Consider the following 19,354-nt stretch of genomic DNA (forward strand, 5'->3'; position numbering starts at 1 on the left):
GGGCACGACATCGCCGCACTCGCACCGATAGCAGGCCAGTGGTTCCACCGCGGCGCCGACATCACCGACCTCCGCACCGCCCTCACCTCCGGACTGCGCCCATCGGTGCACTCCCCCGCATGCCTGACCCACAACCGCCTCACCCGCAAGATGTCGGACCCACCGACATATCCTCAACAGCACGCGGACGGACGGCGGATGGCCGGGCCGTCGCCCCGTCTGGCCGGGACACGCGAGTGCCAGGGCACGCACGTACAAACACAGCTGTTCCGACCCGTGGCCGACGAAATCCTGTGCCGACAATGCCGCTGCGAGACTGCCGGAGCAGGGGCGAGCCCGAGCAGGTCAGCGGCCCGGCGGCAGCAGCACTACGCGGCGCGGCCGCGGTACGAGCATCACTCCACAGCCTCGCGGAGGCGACAGCACGAACAAGAACTCACCCCCGCTATGACATCTGCGGCTGATCCTTCGTGTGGATGCTGCTGGACACGGTGTTCGACGAGAAGAGCGCCTTCCGCAAGGAGACATGAGCTCCGGCCTCAACCTGCCTCGCTCGGGGGCCGGAGTGAGGGGCTTCACCGCACTGACCGCCCACCGTCCTCAGGCGGTAGGGGATCATCTTGAATCCCAGCCCCTTGTCCGGAGGCGTGCCGGTCGCCCACGGCACCTATGCGTTGAGCTCGTAGGGCCTGGTGGCTGCCCGCCGTACGGTGCTCGGCTTCAGCCGACGGGCTGCGATTCCCCAACGATTCGGCGCATCTTCGCTGTTCACGATGAAGGACGGCGCCGCCCTGCTGGCGGAGTCGGTAGCCCTTGCGCCAGGTCCGCAATGTTGAGCTGTTGACGCTGCGAACAGCATCCGGCATGCGCGTCAGTCGGCAGAGATCCCGAGTTGTTGGAGCATGTCGACTCCGTTCCAGTATTCGGTCTGGCAGGAGATGAGGCCGTTGTCGGCGAAGTTGAAGATGGTCACTCCGGGGATGGCGAAGTGCCGCCCAGGGAAGCGGATGGTGAGGGTGGGCAGGTCCGCGTTGACGGTGCCGGACCAGGTCCACTGGACGACGGCGTGGTCGGGCGCGACGAGGATTCCCCGGCCTTCGATCGTCCAGTCGGGGATCGCGTCGTAGTACGGCTGGAGCTTTTCGAGGAGCTGGTTGTGGCCCCGGTAGTGGTGTTTGAGGGTCATGTCGATGAACGAGGCGTTCTCGGTATAGAAGCGGAGGCTCTTCTGTACCGGGTCAGGGCGCTCGTTCCATACCTGAACCCAGGCTTGCAGGAAGGCGGTCCGTTCGGCTGGATCGAATGCGGTCATCGGGAGCTCCCTTCGGGATGGTTGGCCCCGTGCGACGGGCTGGTGCTGCGGACGAGGACGAAGCCGGTGATGGCCAGCCATCCGAACGTGGAGCCGCCCTGGAGCAGGAAGAAGTAGACGCTGCCGGGTGACCACGGGCCGGTGGGGACGAAGACGGACAGCAGGGCGGCGAAGTTGATGAGGCCGACGGTGACGGCGGACCAGCCGCCGAGGGCGGCAGGCAGGAGGGGGTGGGCGCGGTTCGCGGCGGCGATGGCGCACCACGTGATGCCGAGCAAGGGGAACGCCACAAGGTAGGTCATGTTCATGACCGCCCAGGTGAACGTGGTCAGGTTCAGATCGGCTGCGGTGGTGCCGAACGACGGAAACCCCTGGCGGACGAGCGTGATGGCCCCGAGCAGGCCGCCCGCGACGTAGCCGCTGGCGGTAAAGGCGGTCATGGACAGCCAGATGGTCAGGGCGGCCCCGGTGGTCCGCCCGGCCCGCTCGCAGTAGGCCAGGCCGAGGCAGATCGCGAAGAGCAGCAGGGCGGTCCCGGCGAGCAGGTACAGCAGGACCTGCGGCTGTCCTGCCTTGCGGGTGTAGTCAAGGTATTCCCGCCCGTCAAGGTTGACGTCCGGGTAGGGCCAGTCGCCCAGGCTGAGAGAGGCGGCGCTCGCGAACAAGGGGATGATCCCGAGGAATCCCGCCTTGCGCAGGTAGGCGTGTTCACGCTGGCTGGGAACACGGCGCTCAGTGGTGGTCGTCACCTGACAGTTCCTTTCTCGGCGGTGCCCGGCGTGAGGTCGGTCGACCACCACCAGGACACGGTGGGGTAGGTGAGCGGACCGGTGGCATCCTCCGCGGCCTGTTCGGCCCAGGCCCACGACCGGTGCTGGGCGCCACGGGCCCGCTGCGGTGCGGTGAAGTGACAGGTGTAGCGGGGGTGTGCGCGCGGGCCCCCTTCGATGTTGGCGCGTACGGAGTGCCGCAGATCGGCAAGGTAGTGGCGCAGGCTGGGTGCGGCCTGTCCGGCTGTCTGCTGGTGAGGCTGGAGGAAGCGCAATGCCGGGCGTTGCGCTCGGCGGGGTGGGGCCGGATCTCTCATCAGCGGGACTCGGTGCGAGGCGCCGTTGTGGGAGGTGCTCGACGGTTGCCGGCCCCTGGCTGAGGACCTGGTCGGTTTCGGTATGGTCGCGCCGGGTTGGCCATCACCATGATCGACAAGGTGGTGCCGTGGCGGGAAGCGGCCCGGCGCGAACAGAAGGACCGACAGGGCCAGCGGGAACAGTCCGATGATGGCGCATGCGCGCCGGTTCGAGTGCTCGGCTTCGGTCATCACGGCCCCGCCTTTTCCAGGGACGGCTCCCACCACCAGGCGAAGGAGGGCAGGTAGGCGGGGGGATCCTGTGCAGTGCAGGTGGTGGTCCACATCCGGTCGATGGACACGATCGGATGGCGGAAGTGCTTGGCGTAGCGGGGTGCGTTGAGTGCCCATTCGATGTTGGCGCGGATCGAGTGCCGCAGGTCGTCGAGATACCAGCGCAGGTCGGGTTCGGTGCGGGGGGCGATGGCCTGGTAGAGCTCGAGGAATCGGTTGATGACCGTGTCGCGCAGTTCGACCGCGCGGCGCAGTGCCTGCTGGACGGGGAGGCCGGTGCAGGCGGCGAGGACGGTGATGATGTTCTGCTCGTTGAAGGCCCGGTCCTCTTCCATCTGCGCACCGATGAGGTCGTTGTCGAGGGCGATCATCATGGCGGCCATCTCGAGCAGGGCGCGCACCGGCGGGGATTCCACAGCACTCGGGTCGAGTTCGGTGCCATGGACGAGATCGATGCATTGCAGGACACAGATGTCCCCGGAAGCGTGCAGGCGCGCCGTGAGGTAGGTGTTGGGGGAAGGCATGGTTCCCGCCCCCCGGTAGGTGATCTGTGCTCCCGCGTAGAGCACCCCGCCGTGCAAAGGCAGGGCCCAGCGCCTGAGCTGCGCGGGGGTGCCGTGGGTACGGATGCGTTCGAACAGATCGCGCAGGGCGGCGCCGGCGGGGGCGAGCTGCTCGGGGAGTTCGGGCAGGGTGCGGTGGGGGGCTTCGGCGATGCGGCACAGCTGGGCCATGGCGGGCAGGAAGGCTGCCGGGGCATGGCCGATGCCGGTGAGGTCGCAGTAACCGTCGTCGACGGCCCACAGCCAGTACGCGTAGTCGGCCAGGAGCTGCAGGCGTGCTTCATCGGCCCGGGGGATGATCCGGGAGATGAACTCGGCGGCCCGGGTCTCGGCGAGGTTGAGGAACGCGGGTGGGTCGGCGGCCAGATGGAAGGTGTTGATCCAGGCGAAGGCGCGTTGCTCGACGCGGTGGTGTGCTGGGTGGATGGCCGATTCGATGGGGCAGTAGAAGGCGGGGATGTGGTAGTCCATGCGCGCGTGGTCCGGTTTCATCGCCGCTCCGGATTGCGGGTTGCGGTCATCGGCAGTGGTCCGGTGCCGAGGTTGGCCTGGGGGCGGGGCCGTGGGGGGCGGGCGGTGGTGGGGGTGAAGGTCCAGCGGGAGGCGAGGGTGGCGACGATGATCGTGGCTTCGTTCATGGCGAAGGTGTCGCCGATGCATTTGCGGCTGCCGGAGCTGAAGGGGATGAACGCCCCGGGGCAGGCCGGCTTGCCGGTGGCCCATCGCTCGGGGTCGAAGGTGTGGGGGGCGGTGAAGACGGCCGGGTTGTGGTGCTGGGCGTAGTGGGAGTGCAGGACGGTCGTTCCCCGGGGGATGGGGTGGCCCCCGAGTTCGGTGTCGCAGGTGGTCAGGCGCGGGAGCATCCATGCGGGCGGGTACATGCGCAGGGATTCGGTCACGACGCGTCGGGTGTAGTCCAGGGCGGGCACATCGGCCGCGGTCGCGGCCCGGTTGTCGAGGATGTCGCGGGCTTCGTGCTGGAGACGCCGGCGGATGCGGGGGTGACGGCCGAGAAGATCGAAGGTCCAGGCCAGGCAGGTGGAGGTGGTCTCACTGCCGGCGAGGAGCATGATGGCAAGCTGGTCGCGCAGTTCGCCGGGGGGCAGATGCCCTTGGTCGTCCGCGCGGATCAGCAAGGGCAGGACGCCGCGGCCGGCCGGGTTCTGGCGGTAGTGGGTGACGGCGGTGTCGATGAATGCCCACAGGCGGCGGATGGCATCGTGGAAGGCGCGGCTGCCCGGGTGAGGGAGCTTGTCGAGGGCCGGGTACACGCTGCGCAGGTAGGCGCCACGCAAAATGGTGGACAGGCAGTGGTCGATCTCGCGGGCGGTGGCGTCGTCGATGTCCTGGCAGAACATGGTGCGGACGAGGATCTTGCTGATGAGGACATTCATCGTGGCGTTGACATCGAAGGTCTGCCCGTCGGTAAGGGACCGCGACAGCTTGCCGGCCTCCTCGGTCATGACGGTGGAGTACTCGATCAGGTCGGGTTTACGGAACGCCGCCTGCAGCATCGGGCGCTGACGGCGGTGGTCGCTCCAGGTGCAGGTGCCCAGGCTGTTGCCCATGAACTTGCGGGCCTGGTCCGCGAGTTCCCCGCCCTTGTCGTAGATCCTCGGGTGCGCCAGCACCTCATGAACAAGCTCGGGGTGCAGAGGCAGGTAGGCCAGGGTGCTGCCGAGCCTGAGAACGATCAGGTCCCCCCGGTCATGGAGGCCGGTGAGGAAGGCGAGAGGATCACGGAGCAGTGGCCAGGCATTTCCGACCAGCGGAAGCCCGCCAGGGGCCCGGGCCAGCCGGTAGGTGCCGGTAGAGGTACTCATGTCGGCCTCCGCATCGTGGTCGGCGCGGGATGGGTGCTGCGGGCGTTCCCCTGGCACACACGCCCCGGTACCGCGTACAGCCGGAGGTCTTGCCCGACGCCGAGGGTGGCGCGTTGAGCGCCGGCGCAGGAACGGCGGAGGTCGGCGGGCGGGACTGTGTCGGGGTGTCGTGGGCGGGTGGGGGTCATGCGGTCCTCCCTGTCGCGGCTCGTGCGAGGGCGTGCAGAGCGTGACGGGCCGCGGGCGGGAAGGGTGCCCGGGCGAGGGCCTGTTCTGCTTGCTCGCAGCGGGACTGGATCATCTGCTCGACCGCGGCGCGGGCGCCGGTGGCGGTCAGGATGCCGCGGAGACGGTCACAGCTCTCCTCGTCCAGGTCAGCATCGCCGAACAGGCCGGTCAGCGACTTTCGCTGGTCTTGACTGGCGCGCCGGAAGGCAAGGGCGGTGAGGGCGGTGTGCTTGCCCTCCCGCAGGTCATCCGTGCAGGGTTTGCCAGTCGTCGCCGGATTGCCGTAGACACCGAGCAGGTCGTCGCGCAGCTGGAATGCCTCGCCGACCGGGAGGGCGAAAGCGCTCAACGCCGCTCTCACCGGGGCGTCGGCGCCGGCGAGAGCGGCGCCGACATGCAAGGGACGCTCAACGGTGTATTTGGCGGTCTTGTAGCGCACGATGGTCAGTGCCAGCTCTACGTCGTCGGTGAGGGTGCCGGCGGCAGCCAGGTCGAGGTACTGGCCGTACATGACTTCGGTGCGCATGGTGTCGATCAGCGGCAGAACGGCGCGGAGCTGTTTGGGGGTGAGGCCGGCGGTGTGCAGGAGCTCATCGGACCAGGCCAGGGCGAGGTCGCCGATCAGGATCGCGGCCCCGGCCCCCAGGTGGTCGGCCGTGGCGGTGCTGCGACCGTTCTGATGGCGTGCGGCGAGCTGGCGGTGGACGGTGGGGCGGCCGCGGCGGGTGGCGGAGTTGTCCATGACGTCGTCGTGGATGAGGGCGAACGCGTGGAACATCTCCAGCGATGCCGCGACCTGGAAGGTGGGGGCGGGGTTTCCGTGCCCGCCTGCGGCGTGCCAGCCCGCCACGCACAGCAAGGGGCGCAGGCGTTTCCCGCCGGCGAAGAGGAAGTCGTGCAGAGTCCGGGGAACTTCCCCGGGCATCTTCTGTGTGTCCGCGGTGTGTGTCTTGTGGGTAAGGAAGTCGTCGAGGAAACCGTCGATGCGGGTCCGCACCGTTGCGAAACCGGGAAATTCGGCACCGGGGGTCTGTGCGGTCATCGTGCATCTCCGTCTTCTGGCATCCCCGTCTCGCCGGTCAGACGGAAGGCTTCGTCGAGGAGTGCTTCGACGATCCGGTACTCAGGGACGCTGATGATGACCTTGCCCTTGGCGGACGCTCCGGCGGTCCGGCCGACCGTGTCCGCGTCCTGGACCCATTCCGGGCGGACCCCGGTGGCGTCGTCGATCAGGTGGGCCGGGGTGCCACCGCGTTCAGCCAGCTCCACCAGGCGCACCGAGTTCGAGGAATTGGCTGAGCCGACCACCAGCACCACATCGCTCTGTGCGGCGACGGCTTTCAGGGCGTGCTGGCGGTTGGTGGTGGCGTAGCAGATATCGTCCGCCCCCGGCCCCCGCACACCGGGGAAACGCTTCTTCAGAGCAGCGATGACCTCGGCTGTCTCGTCGAAGGCGAGGGCGGTCTGGGTCAGGTAGGAGACACGGGCGGGATCCGGGACCTGCAGAGCGGCCACGTCATCGGGCGTCTGCACCAGGACCGTCGCTTCCGGCGCTTCACCGAGGGTGCCTTCGAGCTCTTCGTTCCCGGCATGGCCGACCAGCACCACGGTGTCCCCGCGGGCGGCGAAGCGGCGGGCCTCGGAATGTACCTTCGTCGCCAGTGGACAGGTAGCGTCCACCACCTCCAGACCCCGGCGAGCCGCCTCCTCGCGCACCTGCGGGGAGACACCGTGCGCGGAGAACACCACCACCGCCCCGTCCGGCACCTCATCCAGCTCCTCCACGAACACCGCACCACGGGACTCCAGGTCACGGACGACGTGGGTGTTATGGACGATCTGCCTCCGCACGAACACCGGACGACCGATCCCGGCGTAACGTTCCAGCAGAGCCTCGACCACCTCGATCGCCCGCTCCACCCCCGCACACAACGACCGCGGCGACGCCAGCAACACCGTGCGCGAACGGACCGCCCGCACCCACGTATCCAGCACTGTGCGCACCGGCACGCCTGTCTTCAGCAGCCTGAAAGAGACCATCGCACCCGCCGCCAGCACCGCGGCAGGCCCACCGGCGGCAATGCCGACATCGAGTGAGCCCTCGCGGACGGTCGCCGTCACCAGCTGGAAGTCACTGGGGGTTCCCGCCGACAGCAGCCGCACCGGGCCAGTGCGGGCCCGGAAGCCATGACCGGCCAGCCCGCCCGCGCCCGTCAGCAACGGCGCCGCCGGGCACGGCATCACCGCCCCGTCGGAGTGCCGGATCTCGGTAGCCACCGACACCTCCCCCGGAACCAGAACAGGCCCACACCCAGTGACGGGAGTAAAAGGGAGAGTGGAATAGTCCATGACGGCCTGGCTTTCACCACACTGCGGTCGCAGGCAGTACAGAGTGGGGGCGATCGCCGGGAGCTCCGATGACCGGTGGGCCCTGCCACACGACACCGGCGAGGGGGATACGGTCGCGGAACGCGTGACGAGGTTGTGGGGAGGACACCCGTACCGGGGGAAACCACACGGATCACCGCGGGACGCTCGACCAGCACGGGAACACCCAAGGGCGGGAAAACTGACCACCGCCTTCCACTTCATGGTTGAGCCCTGCACCAAGGGTGAGGAAGGCGCACACCACCAGCGCCCAATAGACGCACAAGCGCCGTCAACGCACCACCGCGCACCCGAACACCCCGGTCGGTACACCAGTGCATCCATTCCGGGACTCGCCACCACGATGAGGCATCAACGCCCGGAGGGGTGTCCGGGAGATCGCACAAGTCCGTGACCTGATGGTTCCGGCGGGGCCCACGCTCGCCGCGCTCTCACCGGTGGCGCGAGATCCAGGCGGGGAGCGGACGTCCGGGCTCGGTCGCCCCGGGCGGCGGGGGCCGGTGATGCGGGGCGGGCGCGCCGCACGCGCCCTGCGCCGCGGCCGTCAAGTATGCACACTTCCTGCCTGCGAAGCCGGGAGCCCGGGGCCCCGCCCCGCACGCCCGTTGCCCGGAACGAAGCGTCGGCAAAGGTACGTTCATCCGTTCAACGCCACGTGTGAGCCCGTAGCGGAACGAACGCTTCCCATCCCTTCCGTGCGCCACCCCCGAGGACTTGCCGCCACTCCGGGCGGACGGGTCTAATGAAGCCCCGGGCTCACCGGACAAGCGCGGCTCCCCCGGGCGCACAAACGTTTCCCTTCCGCGCGTGTCCGTTCCCCGTCACGGCCCCGGGCCGGCGAACGGACAGGTGACTCCTCCTCGCCCCTCGGCCGGCCCCAGGCCCGGCGACGTTACCCGGAGATGGGCTGAAGATGCGATGCGTATGCCTTCGTCGGCGGTGATCGCCGGACTCGGGACCTGCTTGCCCGAGCGTGTGATCACAAACGAGTGTCTGGCCGCCCGCTTCGACGTCTCCGACGCCTGGATCCGCTCGCGGACGGGCATCTCGCGGCGGCGCGCGGCCGAACCGCCCACGAGTACGGGCGATCTCGCCGTCGCCGCGGGCCGGGCGGCCCTCATGTCGGCCCGCTCCGGTGCCGACTTCGTCCTGCTGGCCACCACGACCCCGGACCGTCCGTGCCCGGCGACCGCGCCGGAGGTGGCGCACCGGCTCGGCCTGGACGGGGTGCCCGCGCTGGACGTGTCGGCCGTGTGCTCCGGATTCGTCTACGGACTGGTGCTGGCCCGCGCCCTGGTGGCCTCCGGTGCGTGCCACCGCCCGCTGGTGATCGGTGCCGAGGTGTACACCTCGATCGTCGACCCCCTCGACCGGAACACCGCGATCGTCTTCGGCGACGGAGCCGGGGCGGCCCTGCTCCGCGAGGGCGGCGGCGACGAACCGGGGACCATCAGGGCGGCCGAACTGGGCAGCGACGGCGCGGGCAGCACCCTGATCGCCATCGCCGCCGGCGGTTCCCTCTCCCCCCGGACCGACGAGGGCGACCCCCCGGACCGCCGCTGTCTGCGGATGCGGGGCCGCGAGGTCTACGAACACGCGGTGCGCCGCATGACCTCCTCCGCGGGCCGGGTGCTCGAACTGGCCGGGTGGCCGGCCTCCTCGGTGCGGGCCTTCATCGGCCACCAGGCCAACCAGCGCATCCTCGACGCCGTGGGCGACCGGCTGGGCATCGATGCCCGCTACCGGTTCGGCAACATCGACGAGGTCGGCAACACCGCCGCCGCCTCCCTCCCTCTGGCCATGGCCGACAGCGCGGCCCACCACCGCGTACCGCCCGGGGCCCGGAGCGTGCTCACCGCCTTCGGCGGCGGCCTGACCTGGGGATCAGCCGCCTTGACCTGGCCGGACGTCGTGCCCGTCCGGCTACCGCCCCAGACCCCGGCCACCCGGCACCGGGCCCCGTCGTACTCCGGCACGTCACGCCCCCGGGAAAGGTCGGACCCCCCATGGACACCCCCCACGGATACCTCGTGCACCTGCTCACCGAGAAGTTCGAAGTCTCCCCCGACGACGTGACGGACGACGCCACACTCGCCGAGCTGGGCCTGGACTCCCTGGCCGCCGCCGAGCTGCACGTCACGCTCCAGGACCACTGGCAGACCTACGGCGAACGCGGCCACATAGCGGAGGACATGACGGTCGCCCAGGTCACGGCCGTGCTGCAGGAGTGGCTGGCCGGGCCCGCCGGCGCACGAAGCCCGGAAGTCTCCCCATGGCCGCCCGGGACATCGCCGTCACCGGACTGGGCCTGGTCACCCCCGCGGGGCTGGACACCGGGACCACCTGGGAGCGCCTGTGCGGCGGGCGGCCTACCGCCGCGCGGGACCCGGAACTGGCCGGACTGCCCGTCGACTTCTCCTGCCGCGTCCCTCCCCACGAGGCCCGCGAGCTGTGCCCGAGGCCGCGGGCCTGGCAGTACGACCGGCACTGCCTGTTCGCCCTCGCCGCCGCCCGGCAGGCCGTCTCCGACGCGGGCCTGGACCCCGACAGCTGGGACGGGGACCGCGTGGCCGTCGTCGTCGGCAGCGGCCTCGGCGGCGTCACCGCCCTCCTGGACCAGCACCGGAAGTTCACCGGCACCGGACATGAAGCCGTCTCGCCGCTCCTGCTGCCCCAGTACCTGCCCAACATGGCGGCCGGCGAGACCGCCCTGCTCCTTGGCGCCCGGGGGCCGGTACTCGCCACCGCCACCGCATGCGCCACCGGCGCCACCGCCATCGGCACCGCCTGGGATCTCCTGCGCTCGGGAGCCTGCGACATCGCCGTCGCCGGCGGCGCGGAGGCCGGCATCCACCCCCTGGTCGTCAGCGGCTTCCACCGCATGGGCGCCCTGTCCTCCCGCCGAGCCGCCCCCGCCGCGGCCTCTCGGCCCTTCGACGCGGAACACGACGGCTTCGTCATCGGCGAGGGCGCGGCCGCCCTGGTCCTGGAACCCGCGTCGGCCGCCCGCGCCCGCGGTCGTCCCGGATACGCGCTGCTGGCCGGCTACGGCGCCGCGGGCGACGCCCATCACGCGGTGGCCCCGGACCCCGGCGGCGCGGGCATGGCCCTCGCCGTCGAGCGCGCCCTCGCGGCCGCGGGGGCCACGGCCCGCGAGGTCGACCATGTCAACGCGCACGGCACCAGCACGCGGCAGAACGACATTGCGGAGGCCGGGATGATCAACCGGCTGTTCCCGCACGGCCCTTCCGTCACCGCGCCCAAGGGGGTCCTGGGGCACCTGCTCGGCGCCGCCGGCGCCGTGGAGGCCGCGGTCACCGCGCTCTCCATCGCCCACCACCGCGTACCGCCCATCGCCAACTTCCATACCCCCGAGCCCCGGGCGGCCCCGCTCGACCCCGTCACCGTCCACGCTCGCGCACAGCACATCCACCTCGCCGTCAGCCACTCGTTCGGATTCGGCGGCCACGACACCGCCCTGGTCCTCCGCCCACTCTGAGGAGTCGCCGACGCGACGGAAAGCGCGGTCCCATGGACGCCACGACATCCCAGCCCCTCGACGTGACCGGCCTCATCTGCGTCACCCCGCCCTACTTCGCGCTCAGCAACCTCCGCCGGACCGCGCCCGGGGAAGCCACCGCCACGATCCCCGTGGAAGCCGACCCGGGTGGCCAGGCCACGGTCATCGGACTGTTCGAGGCCGGACGGCATCTGGCGATCCTCGGACTGTCCGCCGCCGCCACCGTCAACCCCGCGGCCGGCCGCCACTACTACCTCGCCCGCACCGGAGACTGCACGTGGCTCGCGCCACCGGCCCCACCCGGCACAAGCCGTCCCGTGGGCCTCCGCGGCCACGCACGCGCCACCTTCACCGACACCCGCCACGTCACCGCCCACACCCGGCTGACCGATCCCGACGGTGCCGTCCTCACCCGGCTCACCGTCACCTACGACGTCCTGTCCGAACGGCTCTTCGCCCACTTCTTCGGCCGCCCGGCACCCACCCCCGCCCCGACGGGCAACCCGTACAGCCGCCCCTGCCCCCTAGGCGAGCCCACCTTCCACGGGGACTCCGTCTCCGCCGACATCACGGTGACCCCCGACCTGTGCGCCGGGCACTTCGACGGCTACCCGGCACTGCCCGTGGCCATCACCGCCACCACCATGACCACCCTCACCGACCGGCTCGTCGCCCGGGACGACCCAGCCGCCCGCTGGCGGCCGGCCGCCTTCCGCCTCGAAGCGAGCGAACTCCCCTGGGCCGGACGGACCATGACCGTCACCGTCCGCTCCGCCCCTCCCACCGGACGCGCCGGACGCGCCGTGCACTGCGCCGCGCGGATCGACGGCAGGACCGTCACGACCGCCGACATCGACCTCGACGTGCACCGGGCACCGTCTTCCTGAAGACCGCCGCGGACACCTCACACCACCGTCGGCCAGGGCGAGGCGAGGCCCCGCCCGAACACCGGCCCCGGCCCCGCCCGTCTCTGCCCACGACCAGCACCGGAGTCACCCATGCCCGCCGACCCTTCCTTCCCCCCTCTCTCCCACCCCTCCTTCCGGCTCGACACCGCCCGCGCCCTGGTCACCGGAGCCTCCCGGGGGATCGGCCGCGCCATCGCACTGGCCCTGGCCGAAGCGGGAGCCGACGTGGCGGTCACCGCGCGCCACCCAGAAGAACTCGACGACCTGGCCGCGGACATCAGCGCCCGAGGGCGGCGCTCGGCCGCCCTACCGTGCGACGCGACCGACCTCGGCCGGATCACCGCCTGTGTGCGGGACGCCGTCGCCGCACTCGGCGGCATCGACATCCTGGTCAACGCCGCTGGCGTGATCCCCAGCTTCGGCCCGTTCCTCGAACTGACGGAGGAAGACTGGGACACGGTGCTCGACACCAACTTCCGCTCCGCCGTCCGCTTCTGCCGGCTGGCCGGACCGCACATGCTGGACCGCGGCGGCGGCTCGGTGCTCAACGTCTCCTCGGTCGCCGGGATCAGAGGAGTGCCCGCGCTGTCCCACTACGCCGCGACCAAGGCGGCGCTCACGTCCCTGACCCGGTCCCTGGCGGCCGAGTGGTCCCCCCGGGGCGTGCGCGTCAACGCCCTGTGCCCCGGGTGGACCAGGACCAGGATGACCGCCCGCGTCTCCGGCGACGCGGACCTCTCCGACGCGCTGCTGCGGTCCGTGCCGGCCCGGCGGTGGGGTGAGACCGACGACGTCGTCGGCGCCGCCGTCTACCTGGCCGCCGACGCCTCCCGCTTCGTCACGGGACAGACACTGACCGTCGACGGCGGCCTCACCGCCTACGAAGGCGGGCCCGGGATGCTCACGATGACCGGCTTCGGCCGCATCGCGAACGAACCGCCCCCGGACACCCCGTAGGCCAGGACCGGAGGACATCCCCGGATCCGCCGGACCGCCGGCGCTGGCACGGGTGGTCACGTGGCGGCGCACCGTCCAACGGTGTTGACGAGGGTGCCGATGCCTTCGACGGTGACGACGACGGTCTGGCCGGACCGGAGGTACTTGCCGGTTTCGTGGCCGACTCCGGCGGGGGTGCCGGCGAAGAAGACGTCGCCGCTGTGCAGGGTCGTGCGGGCGTTGACGTAGCAGAGGAGTTCGCCGGTGCCCAGAGCATGCTGGAGGTACGGTCCTTCTGCCGCTGTTCGCCGTCGACGGCGAGGCCATTGGCCAGGTCCGGGTGGCCGTCCCCGAACTCGTCGCGCGTGACGATCCATGGAGATCCTTTCGGAATCAGCAGATCACGCTCGCGCGCCGCATCAAGATCGACAGCATGGAGGGCGCAGGCCACTGTGCCGCCCTCCGCGGTGGCTGAGCCGACCACTCAGGCATGCCTCAAGTCGCAATTCACGCAGGCAGGGCCGTCCCTCGAAAGGAGCCACACCTGACAGAGCTGACCGAACGCGACTGTCCGGCTTCAATGAGCAGGTCCTCTCGCTCTACTCCCGCGGCATGTCCGTGCGCGACATCCGCTCGTACTCAGCGAAGATGTACGGCGCCGAGGAACTGGGGCGCGCGATGAGGATGGTGGCGCTTCTCCGCTTCCTATTGGAACCGGAACTGTGTGAGTCGATCCAGTCGATGACGAACAAAGTCGAGGCGCTCCACAAGTCCAGCAATTGGCTGAGGTTCGCCTCCGACGTGCTCCGGGACAACGGCTGTACGGCGACGTCTGCTCTGCGGAAGAGGAGGAGAGCATCGGCTGTATGCGCAACGTAGTCCTCGTCATCAGGGAACACCGCGGGTGCACCATGCAGGAGACCGTTGACATCACGAACGGTGTCCTCACGTGCCTCATCGGACAATTCCAGGCAGCATGCACCACGGTCCCTGAAAAACTGCGGGCCGTCGCGGAAGGAGATTCCGAACTCAAGACCTCACCCTCGAAATCATTGAGGGTTACCAGAACCTGGCCCGGGGAAACTTCGACTACCACGCCAGCACCGAGCGGTACGTGAGCACCAGCTCCTATCTGCCTCAGACCCAGAGGGACGGTCTGCGCCCGGCCTGGTCCACCACAAACAACCTCCTGACCCCATAAACCCCACCGGGCCAGTCGCACCCGCGAAGGCCGTTTCACGACTGCAGCCGATGTGCACGTCAGCCATCACCCGACGCCGGTGCAGCCTCGTTCGGTGGCGGGGAAATACGACCCGACGCCCCCAGCCCTCTCTCCGGACACCGCATGCCTGACCGCACTGCAGCACCTCCGGCAGGTTCGCGTTCCCGTGCCGCGAAAGCGGCTCCGGCCGAAGAGCATCCCGCCCCAAGGAGGAACAGCAGTGACCTCCCCGTACACGCTGGCAACAGCCCCAGGCGCGTGGCCCTTGCTCGGCCACGCGTTCCTCCTCGCCCGCCGACCGTTTCAGTTCGTCGCGTCGCTGCCCGCCCACGGCGACCTGGTACGGATCAGGCTGGGCCCGCACGAGGCATACGTGGTGTGTCACCCGGACCTGGTCCACCAAGCCCTGGTTGAGGACCGCGTTGTCGACAAAGGTGGCCCCTTCTACGACAGACTGCGGGAGGTGGCGGGCAACGGCCTCGGTACCTGCCAAGCGACAGACCACCGCCGCCAGCGCCGACTGGTCCAGCCCGCCTTCCGCCGCGACCGGATGCCCGGGTACGCCACGATTATGAGCGAGGAGACCACCGCACTCATCGCCGACTGGCACGACGACCAGGTTCTGAACGTTCCCGCCGCGATGGACCGGCTCACCACAGCCGTCATCGCCCGCTGCCTGCTCGGTGCCAGCGCCGACCCTGGCACTGATGCCTCCGAACTATTCGCGGTGTACCGCAGCGTCGATGCCGTCAGCAGCGGAATTTCCCGGCGGGTGATGGTACCGGTTCCGATGATCGGCAAACTCCCCACTCCCGGTAACCGCCACTTCACCCAGGCGCAGGCCCACCTACGGCAGCTCACCGAAACACTGATCGCCGACTACCGATCAGCCGGCGTCGACCATGCCGATCTGCTCTCCATGCTTCTGGCCGCCCCTGACGGGGACGACCAGGGCCTCAGTGACACTGAGATCCACGACCAGGTCATCACCTTCCTCCTCGCCGGAACCGAGACCACCGCCAGCGTCCTGTCCTGGGCCTGGCACCTGATCGGCACCCACCCCCACATTCAGCACCAACTGCAAACCGAAACCGACACGGTGCTCGGCGGACGGCCCGCACACCACAGTGACCTCCCCGCACTCGAGCTGACCGGCCGGATCGTCAACGAGACCCTGCGCCTCTACCCCCCGGCGTGGATGACCACCCGGACCACCACCACCGACACCCTGCTCGGCGGCCACGCCTTGCCCGCCGGCACCACACTCATCTACAGCGCCTACCAGATCCACCGCCGCGCCGATCTCTTCCCCGACCCCGACCGCTTCGACCCCGACCGCTGGCAGAGCACAGGCAACCCCCCGAAAGGCACGTGGATCCCCTTCGGCGGCGGCGCCCGCAAATGCATCGGCGATACCTTCGCCCTCACCCAGATCACCCTCACCCTGGCCACCATCGCCGCGCACTGGCAACTCCAGCCCATCCCCGGCAAGCAAGTACGACCGGCCCGGCGCGCCACGCTCACCCCACGCGAGCTTTCCATGCGCCTGCATCAACGGTAGGACGGTAAGTCACTCGCGCTGACGGCTCGGAACCCGTACAGCGCCCTCAGGGGGGTCACCACCGCGCCGCGTTGTGTCACCACGACCAGTCCATCGACGCCCGCACCCCGCACAAGAGGGCGGTTCGTCATTCGTTGAGCGATCCTGTCGTGGTGGCGCCGGTTCGGCCCGGCGTCCGGTAACGACCCGAAGCTGGACGATCCGTTCGGCCGGTACGTCATCACCACGTTCGTGAAGGGCACCAATATCGGCGGCCCTACGAAGCCGCCCGGCACATCCCGGCGTGTCCGGGCACGAGTTGTCGTACGTCGCCAACCGGCACTTCTCGATCGTGCTGCTGAACGAGGCGGTCTCCGACCTGGTCAACGCGCACGCCCGCCTGGACATCTCTCAGGCTTGGGGCGACGGGACAACCGTCGCGGCGGACGGCACCCACATGGACACCTACCCCGACAGCCTGCTCTCCGAGACGTCCGTCCGGTACGCCAAGCCGGGCGGCATCGCCTGCCACCATGTCTCGGGCACCTGCATCGCGCTGTTCACGCACTTCATCCCGTGCGGGGGGGTGGGAGGCCGTCTACATCATCGAGGGCCTGCTGAAGAACACCAGCGAGGTGCAGCCGACCACCGTGCACGCCGATACCCAGGGACAGAGCTTCCCGGTCGGGCAAGAACGTCATAAGTGGAGTACGCGCCGGTTCCTCCGTCATCTGAGCCAGGCGTGTTGCCCCAAGTCAGCAGGCCAGCAACCGGTGTTCGAGCCGTCGCCCGTGTGTGTTGGATTCTCATGATTACTCGCAGATTCTGCGAGTGAGCTTCGTGATCTGCGTGGCTGTGGAGGAATCCGGAACTCGTCATCTGTCCCTCGTGCCCGCTGGACGGCAGCCTGCCGACCAAGCAGACGAGACAGGGGCTTCAGGGCTGGCGGATGTCTTCACGCTGCAGCGGCACCGCGCGGCGTCTGCGGACCCGTGGGATGAGCATGCCTACTTCGTCGACACCCTGGCGGAGTACCAGTGAGGGCGGGATACGGCGGGACTGATGCCGGGCACCATCGATCGGCTGGTCAAGCCGGTGATCGAGCTGTGCGATTTCTACGATCTGGAGCCCTGGCGGCTGGAGCCGAAGCACCTGGACCACTACTTCGCGGGCCCCGGCAAGCGGGCGCGCTCGACGGTGCGACAGAAGATCAACAAGATCGACGGGTACTTCGCATTCCTCGAGCAGCGGTACGCCGGCGAGATCCACCGCCGGTTCGGCGCGATGGTGGAGTCTCCGGTTGATCCGTTCAACCGGCACCGGCAGGACTTCGGGCTGAGGGTTCCGCCCTCGCGGCGGGCGATGAAGGAGTTCTTCGCCGACTGGCGGGAGGCGCCGCCGCAGGCGCGAAAGGAGGCAGTGGCCTGCCGGGACTACGTGATGTCCAAGGTCGCGTACATCTCGGGGTGCGGGCGGCGGAGTTGTGCGGGGTGCTCATCCCGCACATTCACTGGGAGGCGGGCCAGTGGGGGCGGTTCCTGGTCCACGGAAAGGGCGCCCGGGGTTCGGGGCCGCGGGAGCGTGAGGCGTTCTTGTTCGAGGAGGGCAGGGAGCTGCTGTGGTGGTACATCGAGGAGGTACGGGGGCTGTTCCGGGATGACCCGGAGCATCCGGCGGCTCCCTTGTTCCCCTCCGAGCGGCTGCCGCGGACGGTGGCCGATGTGAACCTGCCGGTGGCGCCCGCGGTGGTGCCGGCGACGTTTCGGCGCACCTTGAAGACCGCGTCGCGGTTGTATCTGCGGGGGCCGGTGACGGAGCTGTTCCCGCATCTGCTGCGGCATGCCTGCGCGACGCACAACTATCAGCAGGGGATGACGTTGTGGGAGGTCCAGCGTTTGCTCGGTCACGGCTGGGCCACCACCACGGTTCGGTATCTGGCGTCGATGCAGGCTGATCCCGAGCAGGCGTGCCGGGACTCCGCCCGGCGGGCGGGGCAGCGGCTGGAGTGGGACAAGGGGGAGCCTGAGGTGAAATGGAATTTGCGGTGGGTGGCCGCCCGGCAGGACATCTGGCGGCCGACCGATTTGCTGGCGGCGCTGGAGGCCGAGCCGGTGGCCGGTGCGATCGGTGACCAGACCGGGGCCGAGGCGAAGGCTGTAGGGGACGAGCGTGGGGGCCGGTGCGTCCGGTGCCGCGCCCAGACGGGCCGCGTCGGCTGCGGCCCCCGAACTGAATACCGAAGGGGGAAGCGGGGCGTGGGCCGGTGGGTGGGGGTGCGCTGGTGCGTGGTGTGCTTGACCTGGGATAGCCCAGCCTTCGCGCGAGGCCAGGTGTGTGCCAGGTGTCTGGTGTGGATGCAGCGGTACCCGGCCCGGGCGGTGTGCCGCAGGTGCCGCCGTGAGGGGAATCTGGACCCGGATGAGCTGTGCCGTGGCTGTCTGTTCGCGGTCAAGGCCGAGATCCAGGCCAGTTACGAGGCGGTCTTCCCTGCCGCCACGCAGCTGCACATCCACCTGCCCGTGCCCGGCCGTGTGGAGGGCGGACGGCTCCCGCGCCGCTCCCGCGGCCACGCCGATCCCGCCCTGGCCCCCGTACCTGCGGCCGCCGGTATCGATCCGCGGGTATGCCCACCGGCCATCACGGGGCAGGGCACCCTGTTCCCTGCCCGTCGGCGCATCGAACGCCAGGACGCACGCCGTATCACCGCCGGCCGCAGCCGGCCCGAGGAAGACGTCCTGAGCGAGCACATCCGGGCGCTCGCCGCGCAGGGCGGGCTGAGCGTGACGTGGTCACGGATGGTGCTGCGCCTGATCCGGGTGGCTCTGGCGCTGCGCGACGCCGAGGGCGAGCGCCTGGTCGCCCCGGAGATGCTCGGCCAAGTCGCCCTTCCGCTCAAGGAGGTCTCGGCACAGATCCTGCGACAGGCCGGCCTGCTGAGGGACCGTGTCCAGCCTCCGCTGCCTCGCAACCCAGTGCGCGCGTGCGCGCACTGTGGCAGCTGGGGCATCACGACCACCCTCTGTCTTCCCTGCAAAAACTGGAATCAGAGACCCGGGCAATACCCCGTTGGGGTGTGCCCCCGCTGCCGGCGCGAGGACTTGCCGCTGAGCGCACGCAAGGGCTGCTGCCGCAGCTGCCTGGCCCACGTACGAGCCAACGGCCCCGGATTCCACGCACCTGGCACCCACTCAGCTGACCTTCGGCGGCCTGCTCGCCCACCGGCTCAAGCGCCGGCCCAGCCCACCCGCAGCTCGAGCACCCGCCGGTTCCACAGTCGGCCTGCCCGGGGCGGGGCTGTCCGAGTACCTGGTCGATCCTGCCCAGCCGGTGCTTTTCGCCGCCGACCGGGACTGGACCCGCGTATGTGGACGTCCCGCCGAGAGCCTGCCCGTACCCACGGCACAGGCACAGGAAGTGGTCGCGGCCTTCGCCGCCACCTATACCCGACGCCAGGGCAAGAACGGGCACCGCGAAGCGCCGTCGGGGACCGTCGCGGTCCTGCACACCGTGCTGTCCTGGCTCGGTGCCCAAGCACCGGTCCATGAGCGTGACTT

Annotated in this window: 18 protein-coding genes; 10 read left to right on the forward strand and 8 right to left on the reverse strand. The window is 69.9% G+C overall.

All coding sequences use genetic code 11. The annotated features are described in order from the left end of the window. Positions 1 to 871 precede the first annotated feature (871 nt). The 7 genes from ACH427_RS28015 to ispH form a co-directional block, all read right to left on the reverse strand. Positions 872 to 1,312 carry a nuclear transport factor 2 family protein gene (locus tag ACH427_RS28015; protein ID WP_398873793.1) on the reverse strand — a complete coding sequence of 147 codons (441 nt, stop codon included), beginning with the start codon at positions 1,310 to 1,312 and terminating at the stop codon, positions 872 to 874. Next, entirely contained in the window at positions 1,309 to 2,061 is a 753-nt protein-coding gene (locus ACH427_RS28020) for a hypothetical protein (protein ID WP_398873795.1), read from the reverse strand. Before ACH427_RS28020 ends, ACH427_RS28015 begins: the two co-directional genes overlap by 4 nt. After that, positions 2,058 to 2,357, reverse strand: a complete 300-nt coding sequence (locus ACH427_RS28025) for a hypothetical protein (protein WP_398873797.1) — start codon at positions 2,355 to 2,357, stop codon at positions 2,058 to 2,060. The genes ACH427_RS28020 and ACH427_RS28025 overlap by 4 nt, the downstream gene beginning before the upstream one ends. Before the next feature lie 272 nt (positions 2,358 to 2,629). Next, positions 2,630 to 3,727: a hypothetical protein gene (locus tag ACH427_RS28030; RefSeq protein ID WP_398873799.1), complete on the reverse strand. Its 1,098-nt coding sequence runs from the start codon at positions 3,725 to 3,727 to the stop codon at positions 2,630 to 2,632. Then, positions 3,724 to 5,058 carry a cytochrome P450 gene (locus ACH427_RS28035; RefSeq protein ID WP_398873801.1) on the reverse strand — a complete coding sequence of 445 codons (1,335 nt, stop codon included), beginning with the start codon at positions 5,056 to 5,058 and terminating at the stop codon, positions 3,724 to 3,726. Before ACH427_RS28035 ends, ACH427_RS28030 begins: the two co-directional genes overlap by 4 nt. A gap of 184 nt (positions 5,059 to 5,242) precedes the next feature. Further along, positions 5,243 to 6,328, reverse strand: a complete 1,086-nt coding sequence (locus ACH427_RS28040) for a polyprenyl synthetase family protein (RefSeq protein WP_398873803.1) — start codon at positions 6,326 to 6,328, stop codon at positions 5,243 to 5,245. Continuing rightward, on the reverse strand, positions 6,325 to 7,563 hold the full coding sequence (ispH, locus tag ACH427_RS28045; protein WP_398873805.1) for a 4-hydroxy-3-methylbut-2-enyl diphosphate reductase: 1,239 nt from the start codon (positions 7,561 to 7,563) through the stop codon (positions 6,325 to 6,327). The genes ACH427_RS28040 and ispH overlap by 4 nt, the downstream gene beginning before the upstream one ends. Before the next feature lie 1,029 nt (positions 7,564 to 8,592). On the opposite strand from ispH, the gene ACH427_RS28050 reads away from it, so the two are divergent. From ACH427_RS28050 to ACH427_RS28065, 4 genes are all read left to right on the forward strand, one after another. After that, positions 8,593 to 9,750 (forward strand): beta-ketoacyl-ACP synthase III, encoded by a 1,158-nt coding sequence (locus tag ACH427_RS28050; protein ID WP_398873807.1) that lies wholly within the window; start codon positions 8,593 to 8,595, stop codon positions 9,748 to 9,750. Positions 9,751 to 9,946: 196 nt separating this feature from the next. After that, positions 9,947 to 11,173 (forward strand): beta-ketoacyl-[acyl-carrier-protein] synthase family protein, encoded by a 1,227-nt coding sequence (locus ACH427_RS28055; protein ID WP_398873809.1) that lies wholly within the window; start codon positions 9,947 to 9,949, stop codon positions 11,171 to 11,173. 32 nt (positions 11,174 to 11,205) lie between these two features. Beyond that, entirely contained in the window at positions 11,206 to 12,081 is an 876-nt protein-coding gene (locus ACH427_RS28060) for a hypothetical protein (RefSeq protein WP_398873811.1), read from the forward strand. Between the two features lie 111 nt (positions 12,082 to 12,192). Then, positions 12,193 to 13,059, forward strand: a complete 867-nt coding sequence (locus ACH427_RS28065; protein WP_398873814.1) for an SDR family NAD(P)-dependent oxidoreductase — start codon at positions 12,193 to 12,195, stop codon at positions 13,057 to 13,059. 56 nt (positions 13,060 to 13,115) lie between these two features. Here the strand turns inward: ACH427_RS28065 and ACH427_RS28070 are convergent, their stop codons facing one another. Beyond that, a complete protein-coding gene (locus ACH427_RS28070; protein ID WP_398873816.1) occupies positions 13,116 to 13,415 on the reverse strand; it encodes a fumarylacetoacetate hydrolase family protein in 300 nt (99 codons plus the stop codon). A gap of 235 nt (positions 13,416 to 13,650) precedes the next feature. On the opposite strand from ACH427_RS28070, the gene ACH427_RS28075 reads away from it, so the two are divergent. The 6 genes from ACH427_RS28075 to ACH427_RS28100 all read left to right on the forward strand — a co-directional run bounded on the left by ACH427_RS28075 (position 13,651) and on the right by ACH427_RS28100 (position 19,345). Further along, positions 13,651 to 13,917, forward strand: coding sequence for a Tn3 family transposase (locus ACH427_RS28075; protein WP_398873817.1), 267 nt, complete (start codon positions 13,651 to 13,653; stop codon positions 13,915 to 13,917). Positions 13,918 to 14,480: 563 nt separating this feature from the next. Further along, positions 14,481 to 15,821, forward strand: a complete 1,341-nt coding sequence (locus ACH427_RS28080) for a cytochrome P450 (protein WP_398873819.1) — start codon at positions 14,481 to 14,483, stop codon at positions 15,819 to 15,821. A gap of 283 nt (positions 15,822 to 16,104) precedes the next feature. Further along, positions 16,105 to 16,503, forward strand: a complete 399-nt coding sequence (locus tag ACH427_RS28085) for a Tn3 family transposase (protein ID WP_398873821.1) — start codon at positions 16,105 to 16,107, stop codon at positions 16,501 to 16,503. Continuing rightward, positions 16,418 to 16,612 carry a hypothetical protein gene (locus ACH427_RS28090; protein WP_398873862.1) on the forward strand — a complete coding sequence of 65 codons (195 nt, stop codon included), beginning with the start codon at positions 16,418 to 16,420 and terminating at the stop codon, positions 16,610 to 16,612. Before ACH427_RS28085 ends, ACH427_RS28090 begins: the two co-directional genes overlap by 86 nt. Positions 16,613 to 16,631: 19 nt before the next feature. After that, positions 16,632 to 16,841, forward strand: coding sequence for a hypothetical protein (locus ACH427_RS28095; RefSeq protein ID WP_398873823.1), 210 nt, complete (start codon positions 16,632 to 16,634; stop codon positions 16,839 to 16,841). A 449-nt stretch (positions 16,842 to 17,290) separates the two neighbouring features. After that, positions 17,291 to 19,345, forward strand: a complete 2,055-nt coding sequence (locus ACH427_RS28100; protein WP_398873825.1) for a site-specific integrase — start codon at positions 17,291 to 17,293, stop codon at positions 19,343 to 19,345. The last annotated feature ends 9 nt before the right edge of the window (positions 19,346 to 19,354 follow it).

It is taken from the genome of Streptomyces sp. NPDC020379, from assembly GCF_044387105.1.
Taxonomy (GTDB): domain Bacteria; phylum Actinomycetota; class Actinomycetes; order Streptomycetales; family Streptomycetaceae; genus Streptomyces.